Source organism: Lysinibacillus sp. FSL P4-0201 (genome assembly GCF_038593425.1).
Lineage (GTDB): Bacteria > Bacillota > Bacilli > Bacillales_A > Planococcaceae > Lysinibacillus > Lysinibacillus capsici.
Window position 1 is genome coordinate 2226705 of record NZ_CP151995.1, and the last position, 17553, is coordinate 2244257.

The following is a 17553-nucleotide window of genomic DNA, read 5'->3' on the forward strand; positions in this document are numbered from 1 at the left end:
ATTTTCAGCTACTAGTACATACTTCGTTTTGTCGGCAATTTCTTGTGTCCATAATTGCGTTTTTGTTCGTAGGATAATTTACTTAAATATTTTGCTGGCACAATATGCTTATAGGTTGTTCACCAACTATTAACATGTACTTTTCCAATACCTTTCGCATCTTTATAGTTGCCTTTCTAATGATCAAATTTATCACCTTCTATTAAATCTTTATAAACAGAATGATAACATGTTCTATAGTTTATTTACTTAATAAGGTAAAATATGAAATGTATAGGTTTCTAGAGGGGGATGTTTTTGAAAAATAAGTATATGTGTACGATAAAAATTAATTTAGAGGGTGGTGATATTCAATTTGATGTGTCAAATGATGAACAACTATTTAGTTTTAGATCTGGTTTAGCCTTTATAGCCATCCCACAATTTTTCTCTACGCTCACCAGTTTTTATCAAGGTAATACAAATGAAGTAAAAATAGATTGTCACGGAAACTATGATTACTATATTTTTTCCAGCGATGGTGAATACATATTAATTGAACATAAAAGTCATTATCCTATCGAAAGAATATTTAATGATCAATTTTCTCTTAAGGGGTATATGGAGGCTATAGATCAAGGCTTCAAGAAATATTTGGAGCAGTTAGAGAATGAAGGCATCTTCCCATTGGAAAATCATGCATTTGCTGATCCTTTAGGAGAAGATGTTTTAAATGCTTTCTATAACTTTTCTTCATTATTAAAAGCTTGAATAGCAATGAAAAAAATAAAGTATGACCGCTTCAAAATAGAAGCTCTCTTTTACAGATAGATTTCAGCAGCCGATTCTTAACAAGACAAGGAGGAGGGTGAACCTTGAAAAAAATAGGTTTACTAATAGTAGCTCTTTTCGTAGTAAGTGGGGTCTTTATTGATAGCAATAAATTATTATATCCTCCTTTGCCAATCGATTCCCTTACACCAAAGGAAGCTATACAAAAATTAAATGCATCCCCCTTTGATTTAGTGGCGCTCTCCAATGATAAGAAGGCAACTTGGTACCTCGCAGCCATTTCAGCTAGGGGCATACAGAAGGTGGACGAGGACATTCAGCAAATGATGGCTAATGAAGGATGGGCATTTCTTGAAAAAGAGGGGAGCGGGTTATTTTTCGAAAAAAATGGGGAACGTTCTATTGTGACAACAGAAATGTGGACGAAGCAGTATGTGCTTGTTCAAATTCAGAAATGAGGTGCTCTATGGAAGTCTGGGATCTCTATGATAAAAATCGCCAAAAAACAAATAAGCGTCATGTACGTGGGACAGCATTAGCAGCTGAAGATTACCATATCGTTGTGCACATATGGATTCGCAATAACAAGGGAGAATTCCTTTTAACAAAAAGACATCCCAATAAACATTACCCTCATTTATGGGAATGTCCAGGAGGCTCTATAGTAACGGGTGAAAGCAGTTTGGACGGGGCTATTCGTGAGGTGGAAGAGGAAATAGGGATATCATTATTGAAGACTAATGGACAATTAGTAAAGAGTGAACGACGTGATTGTTTCAATGATTTTTATGACGTTTGGTTATTTGAGCAAAGCTTTGAAATTAGTGATACCAAACTTCAGGAGGAGGAAGTGACAGCAGTTCAATGGGTCACAAAGCTAGAGCTTGAAAAGATGCTTCACGCGAATAACGTAGTACCGACACTTCGCTACTTTACGTCCATTTTTAACGATAAGACTACGCCTTGTTAGTGTTATGTCAGCATAATTCTGATTCTGTAGGTTAACCTATACCTAAATAGGTTAGAGGAGCGGTAAAATGTGACTAAGCGTATTCTTATTGGACTAGCTTTATTTACGTATGTTTCCACTTTTAATTTGGTTTTTGCAATGGACAGTGATTTGCCACAACCTCTTGAAGAATTTCTTCCTGAAATCGGCTATAAAACAGTAGAAATAGCCGTAAAAGAGTTCGAACACCACTATAATAAAGAGCTGAAGCTACCCCTACGAGTACCGCCAATCAGCTTTACGCATCACTTTGGAAGGTTTAGTGATTTAGAAGGAGAAATGAATGATCAGCTGGAGGTGGTAATGATCAGTGATCAATTGCCACAAAATCATTTCAAAATCAAGGTTCGACCAGTTCAGCATAAAATGTCATTTGAAAAATATAAAACAGATGTATTTAAGTTGAAAAATGGCAGTGAGGCAGCCTATATTGAAAATCCACGAATTGGTTTTCATTTACTTGTATTTGAAAGAGACAATTGGCAATATGTCTTTAGTATTGATCGAGATGTGGCAGATCAAGTAACGGCTGAAGTCCTGATTGATATTGCTAATTCAATTGATTATCCAAAGCAAAAGTATTAGCCCCTCTAATTTTTATTCTTACCTTTCAGCTCTTCTCGTAATTTCTTTAGTTCCTCCGTTTGCTCCAAAATAGAATTGTTAACTCGTCTAATCGAATCATATAAAGCAAAAATCCCGGCAAAAATAAGAATGATAACTAATAATTCCATTGTGCACCTACTTTCTATTTATACAATGATTGTAACAGGAATTTCCAAATGTTCGAAGAATTAGTTAGGTGGAGGTGCTTGTCATGCAGAGATATGTTTATCATGTGGTTCCAAGGGAAATGGTGGGTCTTGAGCTTATGCCATTAAATAGGTTAGGGGCATTATTTCCACATTTATATGAACGATATTCGAAAAAATATTTTGATCATCCAGAGAGATCGAAATTATTCATGAAAGAAATTCCTCACTTAAATTGCTTGTGGAATGATGTTGTTCATTTCCTACCAATCCATCCTAGTCATCTATATAAGGCTTTAACAGAGCTTGGTATTGCAACGAGAGAAAGCCTAATGTTTTATCAAATTCCAATCCAAAAACTAGCGGCTAATCGTAATGCGATGTACCTGTATTCCAAGGAACACTATAAAGGGCCAGCAGGGGCAATTGCTGCAGAGGATATAAAACTACTGTCGTTACCTGATTATAGAGAACTAGAACAGCTACCTTCAGCAACAGTAGACTATTTCCAAACGGAGAAAGAAAAAGGGAAGAACTTTGGGCTTTTTGCGTATATTCCGCATCTCTTCAGCTTAGGCAATGTCTCCCTCTTTAATAAGAACCGTGGGAAGAAAAAAAGGATTAGACTGTACACTTATATCTGCTCGTGTTGGTGTTTGGTAGGGTGTATGCAAAAAACTAGAGATCGATCCGTCTGGTTCCCATAAAGCGAGTGCTACATTTTGAACTTCTTCAATTTTTTCTTTTCTTAACTCTGATAAAAGTAAATCAACAGATATTCTAGCCTTTTGTAAGTTGGCGCTAATAATTTGCCCATTTTTAATCAGGGGAATCGGCGGGGAGTCTATCAAATGACGAAAGGCAACCCATTTTAGGCTCAAAAAAACACCGATGAGGTAGAGCGCAACTAAAACGGCCATGGTAATCATGGAACCCTTCATTCCTAAACCTTCATCAGATAAGGGATGTGCGATAATATTCCCAAGTGTGATAGCCATTGCAAAATCCAGCATTCTTAACTGAGAAATAGAGCGCTGTCCCATAATTTTTGTTGCGAAAAGTAGGAAGAAAAAAGCGACAATGGCTCGGAGAATCCATTGAATAGCATTAAGTGATTCTTGACTATGAAAAAATTCCACAGCGACACATCCTCTTTTTTCTTATTGTTTCCTTCCGTTACATGATTATGCGGATCTTCAGGAGTGAAACGAAATAGACTTGTAAAAATATGTTCAAAACGTTATTGTTAAAATAAAAAAGCTATTATTTAGTAATTTTAAGAAAATCAGGAGAATATCTATGCAAACAAAATTACAAAATATTCTTATCGACATACAAGAGAAGGTTAATTTTTCAGGAACGGTGCTAGTGGAAAATCAGGAGAAGGTTGCCTTAGTCAGCCAAAGTTTTGGCTATGCGAATCGCTCAGAACAAATCGACAATCATGCCAAAACTCGTTTTGGCATTGCCTCTGGCTGTAAAATTTTTACTGCAGTCGCTATTTGTCAGCTTATTGAAAAAGGGAAGCTAGCATTTGATACGAAATTATGCGATTGTCTGCCTCAACTATTTAAGCACTTCGATGAGCAAGTAACCATCGCTCATCTGCTAACACATACGTCAGGAATACCCGATTATTTTGATGAGGAAGAAATGGAGAATTTTGAAGCGTTATGGGTTGAAAATCCGATGTACCAGCTTCGAACATTGCGAGATTTCTTACCATTATTTCAGAATCGTCCAATGAAGTATAAAGTTGGTGAGCGATTTCACTATAATAATGCAGGATATATTGTATTAGGGTTAATTGTAGAGCATGCAACTGGTATGGATTTTTCCGCTTACATTCAACAACATCTTTTCGATCGGGTGAATATGACGGAATCAGGCTATTTTTCGTTAGATTCTTTGCCAGCTAATACAGCATTAGGGTACATAGACAACCCAGATGGAACTTGGAAAACAAATATCTATTCTTTACCTGTAAAAGGGGGTTCTGATGGGGGAGCATTCGTAACAGGGAAGGATATGGCAAAGTTCTGGAGTGCACTTATGAATTTCGAACTTTTAAATGAAGAGTTAACGAATCAACTGTTAATGCCTCATGTCGAACTGAATGAAAATGATTGTTATGGCTATGGTGTATGGATTAAGAAGAATAGTGAACAAGCAATACTGAAATACCATGTGATGGGGTATGATCCTGGCGTGTGCTTCCATTCAGCCTATTATCCTGCTTCTTCCATCAAAGTTGTCGTATGTTCCAATAAATCTAAGGGCGCTCTTGATATGATGAAAGGAATAGAGGCTATCCTATAAAAGAATAAGGCTTGTCTGTGAAAAAGATTACAGGCAAGCCTATTGCTAGTTATTAAGTAATGCCACCATGTATATTACAATAATACTCAATCTCAATAATATGAGGTGAGGATACTCCATTATATGAATAGTAGCCACCGATTGCAATATTGTAAGCACTGCCTTGATCTTTAATGGAAGGGTCATACCCCGTTTGCGTCCAGTAGCCTTTACCCTGTTCAATTTTAGAAGACAAGGAATGCATAACCGAAAATAACTGTCTTCCACCAGGAATGTCCATGCTTAGTTGGGTGTCAAATGAACCATCCACTCGAATCATTGTTCGATGTGCCCCCATATGTAATTCAACGAATTTCGGTACTTTAACTGGAGAAAAAACTTCCTTATTATCGACCACGACATAAGAAGTGTCTATTCTACCTTTTAACATGTCTTCAAAATCTTTCAATTCAAGCCAATAATTTGCTGAGAATGATGTGATGGGATCTAGCTTAAAGCCTGTCCCATACTCTTCATTTAGTTTATTGACAATTGCCGAATATTCTTTATAGTAGTATTCTTTCTGCGCTAGCGTTAAAACTAATGGAACAGGTACCCTGACAGATTCCGTTGTGATTATTTGTTCATCTACTGATGTAGATAGTGTTGAGGCTGCTTTGTCATTCTTTTCACAGCCTGTCAGGAAGATGGCTCCTACTAAAATGCTTGTCACCAAATATCTTTTCAACACCTTCACCTCCCAAAAATGAATAAAATCTATTATACCATACATAAATGTGAATAATTTCATTTATTTGGTAAAATAATAGTTTCGTAGTATATTGTAGAGAGAACGACGATTAAGCAAGTGTAAGGGGCGGTATAGTGGCAATTTTAAAAGATGATTCGAGTCAGCCGAGTTGTGAGGTAGAGTTAGATATTTTAATGGTGAATGAGGAAAGTGTAAAGTTTCGTATTGAATTTCGCTTTGGGCCAGCTTTCCCAGCGATAAATACTGAGATTTCCTGTTTAAAAAGAGATTTCCTTCAATTATTAGAAGACATAACACAATTGGAGCTTGCTTATTTAAGTATGCTGGAGCCGCATGATCCTGGCCTATGCATCTATCATATCCCTCATTATGGCGAATATTTTTTTCCTGGATACGGTCTCTTTCAAATTCCTGAAGAGGAGAGGGAGGAAGCAGAGCAACGTTATAAATTAATGTTTGTACTAGATGCTTATGAAAAGAATCATTATGGTGCAAGAGAATGTGGGCCTGCATTATGTATTATTGTGACGATGGAACAAATTCGCGTGTTCATTACCACTTTGCGAGAACAAGTAAAGATATTCTAAAGGAAAAGGTGATACAACGGTCATTTATCCTCTTCTAAAACGATGCTAGAGGATACGTTGAGACGATCACATACATATCAATTTGTTTTTTTGTTTCATCGCTAGGTAATTGCTCATTCATCCCTAATTGTTCAAATGAAAATGTTTCCTGAATTTGAGTTGTTTCTTTTTCTAGTTCAAGAGTGATTGCTGCCGTCATATTTAGTATATCTAATTGGCTTGCAGGGCGCTTGAATTTTTTCTGTCTAGATCAAATAGCATCGATTTCTTTAGGTGTAAGATCTCGTTCAGAAATATTTTTTCCTCCTCTCCAATTCATTGTTTGTCAAAATGTAATGTAACAAGTATGAAATTTATAAAGTATTTTTGTTGAAATTTAGTATAAGCTTTTGTACATGTAGGTGTAATAGTCACCATTAAGGAGCAGTATACTTCTGTTTTCTTCTCTTCTTTTGCTTATAGGTAAGATAAGAAGTTTTTAAGGAGGCATAACTTCCAATTGCTGCATAGCCATAAAACCAGCCCATGAATAGTCCTGCAAGAAGATTATGTCGGTGGCTGATGAAAATAGAAATGAATAAGCCGACAACTAGTGCAATGGTTGGAACCCAAAAAGGCTTTATATGACACATTTTCTTAATGAGTTGGGTAATCATCATAACTACAGGGACTGCAACGACGGCATCCCAAAAATTTGTATGTATGAGTGGAAAGTGTTCCATTCAAGTTCACCTCTCATTGACTATTTTGAACTTATTGTGAACATATAGGGAAGTTTTATACAGTAGTGTAGTGTGCAATCATTGGGGATTTGTAGAGAGAGTGTATAGATAGCTCTGGTAGACTTACTCTGTCGGGATGCACAAGCAAACTAACACGCACAAAAAGGGCAGGGCAACTAGCCTTGTCCTTTTAACAAAGTGGCATCAAATGGAAATAGAGATTGCAATAGCTAGTTGACAAATGTAAAATTTGATTAATAAATCTACAATAAAAGAGGTATATGATGTTTCCAATTTTACATACTGAACGATTAGTGTTAAGGGAATTGACGAGTTCTGATGGACAAGCTCTTCTTGCGTGCTTTTCGAATCCTGAAGTTTTGCGCCATTATGGACAACAACCTTTAACCAGCTTAGTTCAAGTGCAGCAAATCATTCACAATTTTGCCAACAATTTTGCCGAAAAACGTGGTATTAAATGGGGCATTGCATTAAAGGAACAAGAAGGAATTATTGGTACAATCGGCTTTCAAGAGTGGTCAATAGAGCATCGAAGAGCGGAAATCAGCTATGCCCTTTTTCCTGAATATTGGGGAAATGGCTATGCTCAGGAAGCTGTTAAACGAGCTATTTTCTATGGTTTTGAAGAAATGGATTTAGTTCGTATTGGAGCCATTGTATTTAAAGAAAATGAAGCTTCCAATCTACTATTGCAAAAAATAGGCTTCGAACAAGAAGGATTATTAAAAAAATATATGCATCAACATAATGTACCCCATGATACTTATATATACTCACTTATAAAATAATCGGGAGACCAGATTCCTATGAGGACATCTGGTCATTTTTTTATTGTTTCTGTAAAAGTTTTTCGACCTGGATTGATTTTGGCTACATCCACATCAATTTTACTAATTGAATCCTCTGATAATGGAATTTTTCCATCTTTCTCAAGCTTTTTCCAAGCCTTGACGTTATCGCGGTAGAGATATTCTGACAATCGATAGATATCCACATCTAATTTTAGACCTTCTTTATAGGTTTCCTGGATTTCCTTTTTCACTTCTTTTACAATAAGCTCTTTCAGCTCCTGTTCGGTTACTTTTCCTTTAAAACCATTAATGGTCGCATTGATTCTCAATTTGACTTCAAATGTAACAGCCTCTTGTTTGACAAGTGGTTCCACATTGACATGTATTTTCTCAATACTGACCGTTAGTTCTTCCTGGTCACTTGTGTTTAATTGAAAGGTAATCTCCCCACGATTTGTATAGTTATGCATCCATTGACTTCCGCGAGCCGCAGTGTCTTGCACGAACCCCTTAAAGCCATCTTTCGATAGGACACCAACCCCTGAAAAATAGGTTTCCTCAACTTGCTCCTCATCTGTTTCCCAATCGTCTTTAATGGACACATAAGGAATTGTTACTTCATAACTTGGCTCATTTAAGCCAATGACAACATCTCTTAAGTCTTTTGGTTCGATAAATGTTTCTTGTTCTGTTGGGTTGATTGGGTTACTTAATTTTGATGAGGATAACGAATTTCTTAAGATAGGTGTGACAAGCAGTATGTCTTCAACTGGGTTTTTTGTACAATACACCCAGATTTGATACCTAGTATCACGAAAGCGTATGAATGTATCGATGACAGGAATAATGTGTTCATTTTCCATAGCCTGCTCTGAAAAAATCATATATCGCATATGCCCCCAAAAAATTTCTTGATCCGAGGAGCGATATAATTTGTAAATTGCCTCTTCTATTGTTTTACCAGTGGCACGTCCTACTTCTGCAGGCGCCACCGTTGCGCTAGGTTGTATAGATTTCGCGACATCAGCGAAATTAATCACTTGTAAATAGACAATATACTCGTCGTTTTCGTAGTCTACACCTACTGCATTTATATAGTACATTCTTTGCGGCTCCGTAATATCCCAGCATCCTGCGAGTAATGTCGTCAATCCGATGATCAATAAAAATTTGAAATAAGTTTTCATGGTTTCTCCACTCGAATTGCTCTTCAGTTGTATTTTATAGTGTTAGCTTAGACAAAAGATGGCTTTTTTATAAAGTGCTAGCTGAGGAAATAAGATTTGGAAAATTATATCCAATGAAACAATTTTCAGGTATGATGAGGCAAGGAGGGGAGAACGGTGACTAGTATTTCATATTGGCTAATTAATACATTTACGAATGAGCTATATAAAGGGAATCCTGCAGCAATATGTCTATTAGATGAAGAAGTTTCTGAGGAGACCATGCAAAAAATTGCACAGGAGATACCTGTCCCGACAACAGCCTTTATTGAAAAAAAACAGGTTGAATTTACACTGAAATGGTTTACGCCAAATAGGCAAATACCCATTTGTGGTCACGGCACCCTTGCTAGTGCCTTTGTCCTTTGGCAGCAAGGAATTGTGCCAAAGGAGCACACAATTACATTTCATACAGCAAGTGGTCCTTTACATGCCAAGTGGCAACATGAACGAGTGGAAATCGCCATCAAAACGTATCCAATTGCTGAAATGGAATGTCCTTCAGCATTGGAGGACTGGTTAGGATGTAAGCCCATCTTTGTAGGGAGGACCGAATTGGATTATATCGTAGAAGTAGGCAATGAAGACCTAATTGTACAGTTTGAACCTGACTTTTCTGCGATGAAGCAGTTTCCTGTTCGAGGTATATGTCTAACTAGTCAATCGAAGGAAGAAGACATCGATATCGTATCTCGCTTTTTTTCTCCAGCACAAGGCATTGATGAGGATCAGGTAAATGGATCAAGTCATGGCGCACTAGGCCCTTATTGGTGTGAGAAATTATCGAAACAACAGCTTGTCAGCAAGCAGCTTTCTAAACGTGGAGGTGTAATCTATGTGACCCCTCATCACAACAAGGTATTGATCGCAGGCGCAGCAGTTACAGTATTGCAAGGAGAATTAAACATCTAGATACGGTTTAGAAGGAGATTTGTATTCAAAGTATACAGTTCGTTTTCTATATTTCGCCTTATTTTGGTAACTGCTAAAAAGCGAGAAAAAAATTTGAAATTTGTTGTAACCTTTTTCAATGTTAAACGACTACTCTATTAGTAGAATACAAAAGAACTAAAGCAAGTAGTAACATTCACTTTTCACAAAATGACCAGGGCTCAATTTTGAGTGCCTGGTTATTTTGTTGCCATAACAAAAAGAGGGCACGCACATATGGCATGCCCTCTTCGATTTTATTCGCTCAGCATAGCTTTTAATGTTCGTTTTTGCCAGCCGAGCTTGAAGTATGCATATTGCATAATGAAGTGGACGCAGAAGGTGATTGGATAGGCTAACCAAACGCCATTTAGTTCTAGTGACGTATGGTGAGATAATAGGAACGCTAATGGTACCTGCACAACCCAAATCGTAATGACTAAGAAGATAGTTGGCCATAATACGACACCAGTGGCACGCATTGTAGCAGAAACAGTTTGTGTGTGTCCAAAAATTAAATAGCTCCAAAAGGCGATATATAAATAATTCTTGGCAATAAGTACAGTCTCATGTGAATCGATAAAGAAAGCCAAAATAGGCTCTGCAAACAGATACATAATGAGTATGATCGCGCCACCTAGAAGATAATTAATGCGCACACCCATTTGTCGGATTTTTTTAATCATCTCTGTAGAATTAGCCCCTAACGCCTGTGCTACAAAGACAGATGTTGCAATGGCAATACTCATTGCTGGGACTTGTGCATAGCTAGCTACCTGATTGACAACGCCATAAGCGGCAGTAGCATCCGAACCATAGCCATTCACAAAGCCAATAACGGCAATTTCAGCTACTGAAATGGCAACCATGCTAATACTGGATGGAATGGCTAGCTTTAATAAGGACGTTAAAATATCTTTCTTTAATTTAAAATGCTGTAAGATTGTTTTATCAAAACGTAGTAAATGCTTTGTTTTATGCAAATAGGCTAACAACAGCATCATTGTCACCAGGTTTGATAACACGGAAGCATAGGCAGCCCCATTTAAGCCGAACGCAGGCAACCCCAACCATCCGAATACTAAAGGGGGGAGGAAGGCGATATTTAACACAACACTAATTACTAAAAATAGAAATGGTGTTTTGGAATCACCGACTCCTCGCATAAAGGTTGTATACACCAAATACCAGAACATAATCGGTAACGTGAAGAAAAGTATTTTGGCATAACTAATACTCATGTCTAAAATATTCGCAGGTGTCTGCATAAAACGTAAAATCCATTCGATGAAAAAGCCACCAAAAATCGCGACAGCAATGGATAAAATAGTTGTAAAGGCGAGTGTTACACCAACAACCTCTTTCATTTTGGCATGATTACCAGCCCCAAATGTTTGCCCGACTAAAATAGAGCTTCCTGAACCAATGCCAATTGCAAAGGCCATTAAAAAGAAGAAAAATGGAAAAAATGCCGAAATGGCTGCTAGGGCATCGACCCCTAAATTGCGTCCGACGATAAACATAGCAAAAACTTGGCCAACAGATTGCAGCACATTCGCTAGCATCACGGGAATTAAGAAATTTAAAAAAGCTTTGCGTAGCTGTTGATCATCCTGTAACATTTGTTCGTTCATCATTAAGTTCCTCTTGAGTTTTAATAACCCATTTCTTTTAAGATTCTTGAAAGTGTGCGTAGGCGTTCACCAATTAGCTCACCATCATTATTAAGTGCTTGCTGAAAAAGCTGAATATCCTCTTTAATCTGTTCATTTTCTGTGCAAACTTCCACTGTCATGGCATCTCCCTGTAAGCCTACACGATTAATTACAGGGTTTTCTTCATCATATAAATGCTCATGACGATAAGCCTCCTTAAAATAAAGTTCCGTTTCACATACTAAAATAGCGAGATCAAGCACGCGGTGTAGGGGAAGTTCTTCTGATTGGCGAGACCACTTGCCACCTGTATGCCGCCAAACCTTCGCAGAAATATCAACCTTTCCTCGATCATTCCATTGTGCCAGACCAAGGGAAAGCCCTTGTGCATCTGTTTGATAAGCAGTGCGCCCATCAATATTGGCATAATTTTCTGCCACGATGACAGGTTTATGTTTTAAATGTGTTGGAATTTTCATGTATCTGTACTCCCTATCATTTCGAATTTAGTAATTTAGTAAATTACTGCTTTAGTAAATTTAGCATTAAACGCTTCTATAAGTCAATCGAAAAGAGCAAAGTTAGAACCCTTTCTTTTAAGACCAGCTAAGAGGGGCTTAAAAGAAAGGGATTCATTACAATAAACGTTCAAAATCTGCCGTGGTTTTTACAAAATAGTAAGTTATAATTTATAGAAGTATGATTGATTGGAGAGAAATAGGATGGAAACAGCTAAATATCACCGAATGGTTTATACACGTATATGTGAAAATTTACAAAAATGGGATAATAGTGACTTTGTTAGAGAAGACGAGCTCTATTCATTTTTACATACGTTAAAAGGCACCGCTGGATCAATCGGTTTACATGAATTAACGTCGATTGCTCGTGAAAAGCTAGAGCTTTTGAATGAAGACAGTAACAAGCAATGGACCCAATCAGAATGGAAAAAGTTTCTTGCTCCATTTATTGAAAGCGTCCATTTTTATAAAGAAAATGATTCAATGACACAACATATGGAACATCCTACAACCATCATTAAAAATCCAGCAAAACAAGATTTTATTCTGATAATAGATGATGATGTTGTATTTATTTCCTATTTAAAAAATGTTTTAGAGAAAAAGGGCTACTCTGTCATTGCAGCTCATAATGGTAAACGAGGATTAGCGTTAATTTATGAATTGCAACCATCCATCGTATTTCTAGATATCATGCTTCCAGATTCTAATGGCTTTTCTATTTTAGACAATATTAAAAAGACGAAAAAAGAGCTCATGTTTGTGACAGTGATTAGTAGTAATGATTGTAAAGAAAATCGTATTCGCACATTGGAGATGGGTGCTATGGATTTTATGGCAAAGCCCATTGATGAAGAGCTATTAATCGCTTATGTTTCCAATCGCTTAGCCTATAAAAGAGAATTAGAACAGGCTATCGTCATTGACGAATTAACCCAAATTTATAATCGTAAATTTATGGAATCGCAAATGAAGCTTTTCATTAAACACCATCAGCAACACAAAGAACATTTTTCAATTGCGATGATCGATTTAGATTATTTTAAAAAAGTAAATGATACATATGGTCACCTAGTGGGGGATGAGGTGCTTAAGGGTTTCGCTTCATTGGTGAAGGAGCTAAAAGGAGCTGAAGAAATTGCTTGTCGCTATGGTGGAGAAGAATTTGTAATTTTAATGCCTCGTACAACTAAAAAAGAGGCATTTATTTTTATTGAAAAACTTCGTACCTCCATGGAGAAAAAAACATTTACTGCAAATGGAACTAGCTTCCATGTTACATTTTCGAGTGGAATTGCGGTAGCCACTTCTACCAATTTACATCCTAAAAAGATGCTAGAAGAGGCAGATCAAGCACTTTATACGGCCAAGCAATTAGGGAGAAATCAAACGATCATCTTTGATAACGTAGCTGCTGTGGAGAAAAGAAAGGTGAAAATTAAGATCGTTGTCATTGATGATGTGTATATTATTCGTGATCTGATTACCAATCATTTTAAGCATTTGGAGGAAAATGACGATTATAGGATTGAAACATTATCATTTCCTGATGGCATTAGTTTTCTGGAATCCAATTGGTATGACCCTGCATGCAAATACATTATCTTATTAGATTGGATATTGCCGCAAATGGACGGCATCGAGGTGCTGAGTAAGATAAGAGAGCAACATGCATCAAGTAATGTAATCGTCTCCATGCTAACTTCACGTGTGGGGGAAGAATACGTCATGAAGGCTTTCATTAATGGGGCGGATGATTATATTGTGAAGCCGTTTAATGTGGCTGAAGTATCGGAACGTATTGTTCGTTTAATTCATCAAATGTTTCTTTAATGGGAAAGGGAGAAAAAGACAGGATGGCTAGAATTTTAGTAGTAGATGATGAAGAAATATTACGCATGTTAATACGTGAAACATTAGAAGATTTAGAATTTGATATTGATGAGGCAGAGGATGGCGAAGAAGCCCTAAAAAAAATGATGGAAAGCTCCTATGATTTAATGATACTCGACTATATGATGCCGAATTTAACAGGAATTGAGGTGATCGAGCTTCTCCCACAAGAGATTAAAATGTCGATGCCTATTCTCATGCTGACAGCAAAATCACAGGAAAGTGATCGTCAAAAGGTATTTGATTTAGGGGCAGATTACTTTATGTCCAAACCGTTTAGTCCCATTAAGCTAATGAACCTGGTGGAGGACATCTTAAATGATTAAGTCAACACCCTTGCTGAATAAAAGTATACGCAACCAATTCTTTAAAATGCTGCTTTTTCTAGTTGTTAGCTTTTTAATCATCATTGCTGCTTTTCTTGTCGTAGTCAATGCAAGTCAAAATGCCTTACAGCAGAAGAGAGAGCAAATGTATGAAAAATCAATGCTTGTGGATGAATTGGAAGAAAATTTTAATGGCATATTTTTTCGAGCAAGGGGCTACTATGCCTTTCAAAATGAGCAGGAATTAAAGTTATTGTATGAAAATTTGGAGAATTTCGAAGTTCTATTACAGCAGTTTTCGCAACTGGATTTAACAGAAGAAGAACGAGGGCTCTATAATGAGCTAGTTGATTTTCATTATAATTATAAAACAGTTACTCTCCCAAAAGGGTTAAGCTTTGCGAAGATGGGGGATTATGAGGCTTTGCGAGAGCTTTCGAATAGTGGCGCAAATGACCTTGTCAATAAATTTATTGCCTATACAAAATCCTATAAGAAAAAAACAGACCACTCCTTAAACCAAATTTTTAGCAAGACAGTGGAGCAGGGGCAATTATTTACTTTTATTTCGCTCATGATTAGCGGTCTCATTTTACTATTTGTTGGGGTCATTTTACGAAGAGTGCTGAATAATATGATTCGACCAATTGAACAATTAACACTTGCGACAAACGCTTTGGCGTCAGGGAAATCCATTGATTTAGGTAATCTTGTACAAAAGGAGGATGAGTTAGGCATTCTAGCGAACTCATTTCTTAAAATGATACTCTCCATTCAGGATAAGGAAGAGGTACTGACCACTCAAAATGAGGAGCTTTTAGCGCAGCAGGACGAGCTTCAAGAAAATCAACTACAATTACAAAATTCATTAAATTATTTAGAAAAGTATAATCAATTAAATCATGTACTAACCTTTACGTTAAATAAACAGAAACTAATCGATAATCTCCATAATTATTTAAACGACATTTATCAATATGATACGAGTGTGCTGTATTGGATGGAGGGCAATGTTTATGCGACAAAAGGTTTATCACACCAATCTGCTGCAGCCCTAGTTGAAAATTTTGACATGGATAAACAAGCACGATTAAAGCAGGAAAAATCCTTTGTTATTACACGTCAATTGACAGCAAATGAAAAAGGAATTGCACAAGAGTCTTATTATGCCTATGACTTGTATTCTTCCGTGTTTAATTCTAAACGAGAGCTAGTCGCTATTTTAATGGCGACACGAGAGGGGCATCCCCATAATGATCGGGATATAGATAGTTTAAACGGACTATTAAATCGTGTGTCCATCGCATTTGAACGTATTCTTATGTATGAAGAGGTAGAAAAATCGAGGACGTTAAATCAAACGATTATTGATAATGTCAACGAAGGAATCCAATTAGTTTCTGCTACAGGCAATACCGTTCTTATCAATAGAGCGCTGTGTGGTATTGTCAACCTCCTTAACTTGACAACAGAAACAAGTATCCCTAAAAAGGATTGGCTACAGCATTTTCAAAAATGTAGTGCCCAACCTGATGAATTAATTGAATTTTTAGAGGCATCTATTATGGAGAGCTTTGAGGAGACACGAAAATGCCGCTATTGTATGACGGCTGAACATGAAATCTTTGTCGAGGTGTATGCAACTTGTCTTTTTGATGGACAGGAAAAAGTAGGCACAATTTTTGTGCATCGTGATATTACAAGAGAATATGAAGTAGATCAAATGAAATCCGAATTAGTGAGTACGGTAAGTCATGAACTGCGAACGCCTTTATCGAGCGTACTTGGCTTTACAGAGCTTCTGTTAACGAAAAATATAAAACCCGAACGACAAAATAAATATATCGATACAATTCATAGAGAGGCGGTACGACTAACCAATCTTATAAATGACTTCTTAGATTTACAGCGAATGGAGTCAGGCAAGCAGCAATATAACATGGAGACACTACAATTAAATGAAATAGCCTTTGAAATTGTCAATCGCTTCCGACATGAGCAAAAGCATAATGTCCATCTAATTGATAAGGCAAGAGAGGTCTATGTTAATGCAGATCAAGATAGACTCGTCCAATTATTTATTAATTTAATAGGAAATGCGATTAAATTTTCTCCACAAGGTGGGGATGTGGAGATTTTGTTAGAAAACAAAAATAATAGCATCCAAGTGAGTATAAAAGATGAGGGCATTGGCATATCTAAACAGGATATTGCTCAGTTGTTCCAAAAATTCAAACGAATCGATAATAGTTTAAGACGTAAAATAGGAGGAACTGGACTGGGTCTTTCCATTTGTAGAGAAATCATCTTAAAGCATGAGGGAGAAATATGGATAGAGTCAGAAGAGGGACAAGGTACTACTGTGTACTTTACTTTACCACTTGCAAATAACACTATCACCTTCGATGAAGAGGATGTAATGGGGGATAGCAATGGCTTAAACATTATGCTTGTTGAGGATGACTTAAGCTTAGCTCTACTGTTGTCTGAAGAGCTAAAAAGCAATGGCTTTACCGTGATTCATCATCATGACCCAAAAAAAGCTTTTGAAGATACACTCAATACGCCTTTACTTGGTATTGTGATTGACATAATGCTGGGCGAAGAAATGAGCGGCTGGGATTTAGTCCGTGCACTAAGAGAAAGAGAGCATACAAAAGAGATACCGATTATTATATCCTCAGCATTAGATGAGGTAAAAGAAATGGTGGACCAATTTCAAATTAAAAAATACTTAACCAAACCATATCCGCCTGAAGAAATATCAAAACTGTTTGTGAAATAATAGGATAGCTTGATTCATTGTCCGTAGCATTATATTGTAAGGAAAATGTGAGCAGTAGCTTAAATTCATAAAAACTTTAATAGGTGAAGCCAAAGTGTTTGTCGCAAGTTGCTCCTTACAAGCAGGCATTAAAGGCGAACAACTTAAAACAAGAAAAATAAGTTTCGTGAATTTTTCTTCAAAAATGTGTAACCTTTGCCAAGCTGGCACGACTACTGTACTAGTAGAATACAAAACACTAAAGCAAACTAGTAGGTTTCACTTTTCACAAAAAGACCAGGGCTCAAATTTTTTGAGAACACCTGGTCTTTTTGCGTGCTGGCAACAAAGTGGAAGTAATGCTAAAATAAGATAAATACTTTAGAATTTTCATGAAATTTAATCAAAATCACGCATAGAAATTTGAAAAAAATGAAATCCCCCATCGTTTTTTCAACTAGGCGTAAAAAGGAGTTCAGACATGCAGGTTCGTCCAATTTAAAAATCTCCCAAGA

Annotated in this window: 19 protein-coding genes; 11 read left to right on the top strand and 8 right to left on the bottom strand. The window is 36.8% G+C overall.

All coding sequences use genetic code 11. The annotated features are described in order from the left end of the window. The first annotated feature begins 291 nt into the window (after window positions 1-291). The 4 genes from MKY76_RS11140 to MKY76_RS11155 all read left to right on the top strand — a co-directional run bounded on the left by MKY76_RS11140 (window position 292) and on the right by MKY76_RS11155 (window position 2365). Window positions 292-750, top strand: a complete 459-nt coding sequence (locus tag MKY76_RS11140; RefSeq protein WP_342557846.1) for a hypothetical protein — start codon at window positions 292-294, stop codon at window positions 748-750. A 104-nt stretch (window positions 751-854) separates the two neighbouring features. Then, window positions 855-1229, top strand: a complete 375-nt coding sequence (locus MKY76_RS11145; protein WP_054549232.1) for a hypothetical protein — start codon at window positions 855-857, stop codon at window positions 1227-1229. Window positions 1230-1237: 8 nt separating this feature from the next. After that, window positions 1238-1741 carry an NUDIX domain-containing protein gene (locus tag MKY76_RS11150; RefSeq protein ID WP_342557847.1) on the top strand — a complete coding sequence of 168 codons (504 nt, stop codon included), beginning with the start codon at window positions 1238-1240 and terminating at the stop codon, window positions 1739-1741. A gap of 69 nt (window positions 1742-1810) precedes the next feature. Beyond that, entirely contained in the window at window positions 1811-2365 is a 555-nt protein-coding gene (locus MKY76_RS11155; protein ID WP_342557848.1) for a hypothetical protein, read from the top strand. A 5-nt stretch (window positions 2366-2370) separates the two neighbouring features. Here MKY76_RS11155 and MKY76_RS11160 read toward each other — a convergent pair whose 3' ends face one another. Together MKY76_RS11160 and MKY76_RS11165 are read right to left on the bottom strand one after the other, a co-directional pair. Beyond that, window positions 2371-2514 carry a hypothetical protein gene (locus MKY76_RS11160; protein ID WP_342557849.1) on the bottom strand — a complete coding sequence of 48 codons (144 nt, stop codon included), beginning with the start codon at window positions 2512-2514 and terminating at the stop codon, window positions 2371-2373. A 590-nt stretch (window positions 2515-3104) separates the two neighbouring features. After that, window positions 3105-3671 carry a YetF domain-containing protein gene (locus tag MKY76_RS11165; RefSeq protein WP_342557850.1) on the bottom strand — a complete coding sequence of 189 codons (567 nt, stop codon included), beginning with the start codon at window positions 3669-3671 and terminating at the stop codon, window positions 3105-3107. A gap of 160 nt (window positions 3672-3831) precedes the next feature. On the opposite strand from MKY76_RS11165, the gene MKY76_RS11170 reads away from it, so the two are divergent. After that, on the top strand, window positions 3832-4851 hold the full coding sequence (locus MKY76_RS11170) for a serine hydrolase (protein ID WP_054548637.1): 1020 nt from the start codon (window positions 3832-3834) through the stop codon (window positions 4849-4851). Between the two features lie 52 nt (window positions 4852-4903). On the opposite strand, the gene MKY76_RS11175 is transcribed toward MKY76_RS11170, so the two are convergent. Then, on the bottom strand, window positions 4904-5581 hold the full coding sequence (locus tag MKY76_RS11175; RefSeq protein ID WP_342557851.1) for a hypothetical protein: 678 nt from the start codon (window positions 5579-5581) through the stop codon (window positions 4904-4906). Window positions 5582-5715: 134 nt separating this feature from the next. Here MKY76_RS11175 and MKY76_RS11180 point away from each other — a divergent pair, with 134 nt between their 5' ends. Next, complete coding sequence (locus MKY76_RS11180) at window positions 5716-6189, top strand: hypothetical protein (protein ID WP_004230199.1); 474 nt, start codon at window positions 5716-5718, stop codon at window positions 6187-6189. Window positions 6190-6223: 34 nt separating this feature from the next. On the opposite strand, the gene MKY76_RS11185 is transcribed toward MKY76_RS11180, so the two are convergent. Together MKY76_RS11185 and MKY76_RS11190 are read right to left on the bottom strand one after the other, a co-directional pair. Further along, complete coding sequence (locus tag MKY76_RS11185) at window positions 6224-6388, bottom strand: hypothetical protein (RefSeq protein WP_342557852.1); 165 nt, start codon at window positions 6386-6388, stop codon at window positions 6224-6226. A 217-nt stretch (window positions 6389-6605) separates the two neighbouring features. Then, a complete protein-coding gene (locus MKY76_RS11190; protein ID WP_048392961.1) occupies window positions 6606-6911 on the bottom strand; it encodes a hypothetical protein in 306 nt (101 codons plus the stop codon). 284 nt (window positions 6912-7195) lie between these two features. Between MKY76_RS11190 and MKY76_RS11195 the strand changes: the two genes are divergently transcribed. Beyond that, window positions 7196-7720 carry a GNAT family N-acetyltransferase gene (locus MKY76_RS11195; protein ID WP_342557903.1) on the top strand — a complete coding sequence of 175 codons (525 nt, stop codon included), beginning with the start codon at window positions 7196-7198 and terminating at the stop codon, window positions 7718-7720. A gap of 32 nt (window positions 7721-7752) precedes the next feature. Here MKY76_RS11195 and MKY76_RS11200 read toward each other — a convergent pair whose 3' ends face one another. Then, complete coding sequence (locus tag MKY76_RS11200; protein WP_066036817.1) at window positions 7753-8910, bottom strand: Ger(x)C family spore germination protein; 1158 nt, start codon at window positions 8908-8910, stop codon at window positions 7753-7755. Between the two features lie 156 nt (window positions 8911-9066). On the opposite strand from MKY76_RS11200, the gene MKY76_RS11205 reads away from it, so the two are divergent. Next, on the top strand, window positions 9067-9861 hold the full coding sequence (locus tag MKY76_RS11205) for a PhzF family phenazine biosynthesis protein (protein WP_112118716.1): 795 nt from the start codon (window positions 9067-9069) through the stop codon (window positions 9859-9861). A 275-nt stretch (window positions 9862-10136) separates the two neighbouring features. Here the strand turns inward: MKY76_RS11205 and MKY76_RS11210 are convergent, their stop codons facing one another. Beyond that, complete coding sequence (locus MKY76_RS11210) at window positions 10137-11516, bottom strand: MATE family efflux transporter (protein ID WP_048392954.1); 1380 nt, start codon at window positions 11514-11516, stop codon at window positions 10137-10139. Between the two features lie 17 nt (window positions 11517-11533). After that, on the bottom strand, window positions 11534-12013 hold the full coding sequence (locus MKY76_RS11215; protein ID WP_016994140.1) for a DUF6530 family protein: 480 nt from the start codon (window positions 12011-12013) through the stop codon (window positions 11534-11536). 243 nt (window positions 12014-12256) lie between these two features. Here MKY76_RS11215 and MKY76_RS11220 point away from each other — a divergent pair, with 243 nt between their 5' ends. Genes MKY76_RS11220 through MKY76_RS11230 form a run of 3 tightly spaced genes read left to right on the top strand, consistent with a single transcriptional unit; the run spans window position 12257 to window position 17059 of the window. Further along, window positions 12257-13888 carry a diguanylate cyclase gene (locus MKY76_RS11220; protein ID WP_342557853.1) on the top strand — a complete coding sequence of 544 codons (1632 nt, stop codon included), beginning with the start codon at window positions 12257-12259 and terminating at the stop codon, window positions 13886-13888. Between the two features lie 23 nt (window positions 13889-13911). Next, entirely contained in the window at window positions 13912-14274 is a 363-nt protein-coding gene (locus MKY76_RS11225; protein ID WP_048392951.1) for a response regulator, read from the top strand. Beyond that, window positions 14267-17059 carry an ATP-binding protein gene (locus MKY76_RS11230; protein WP_342557854.1) on the top strand — a complete coding sequence of 931 codons (2793 nt, stop codon included), beginning with the start codon at window positions 14267-14269 and terminating at the stop codon, window positions 17057-17059. The genes MKY76_RS11225 and MKY76_RS11230 overlap by 8 nt, the downstream gene beginning before the upstream one ends. Window positions 17060-17553 lie beyond the last annotated feature (494 nt).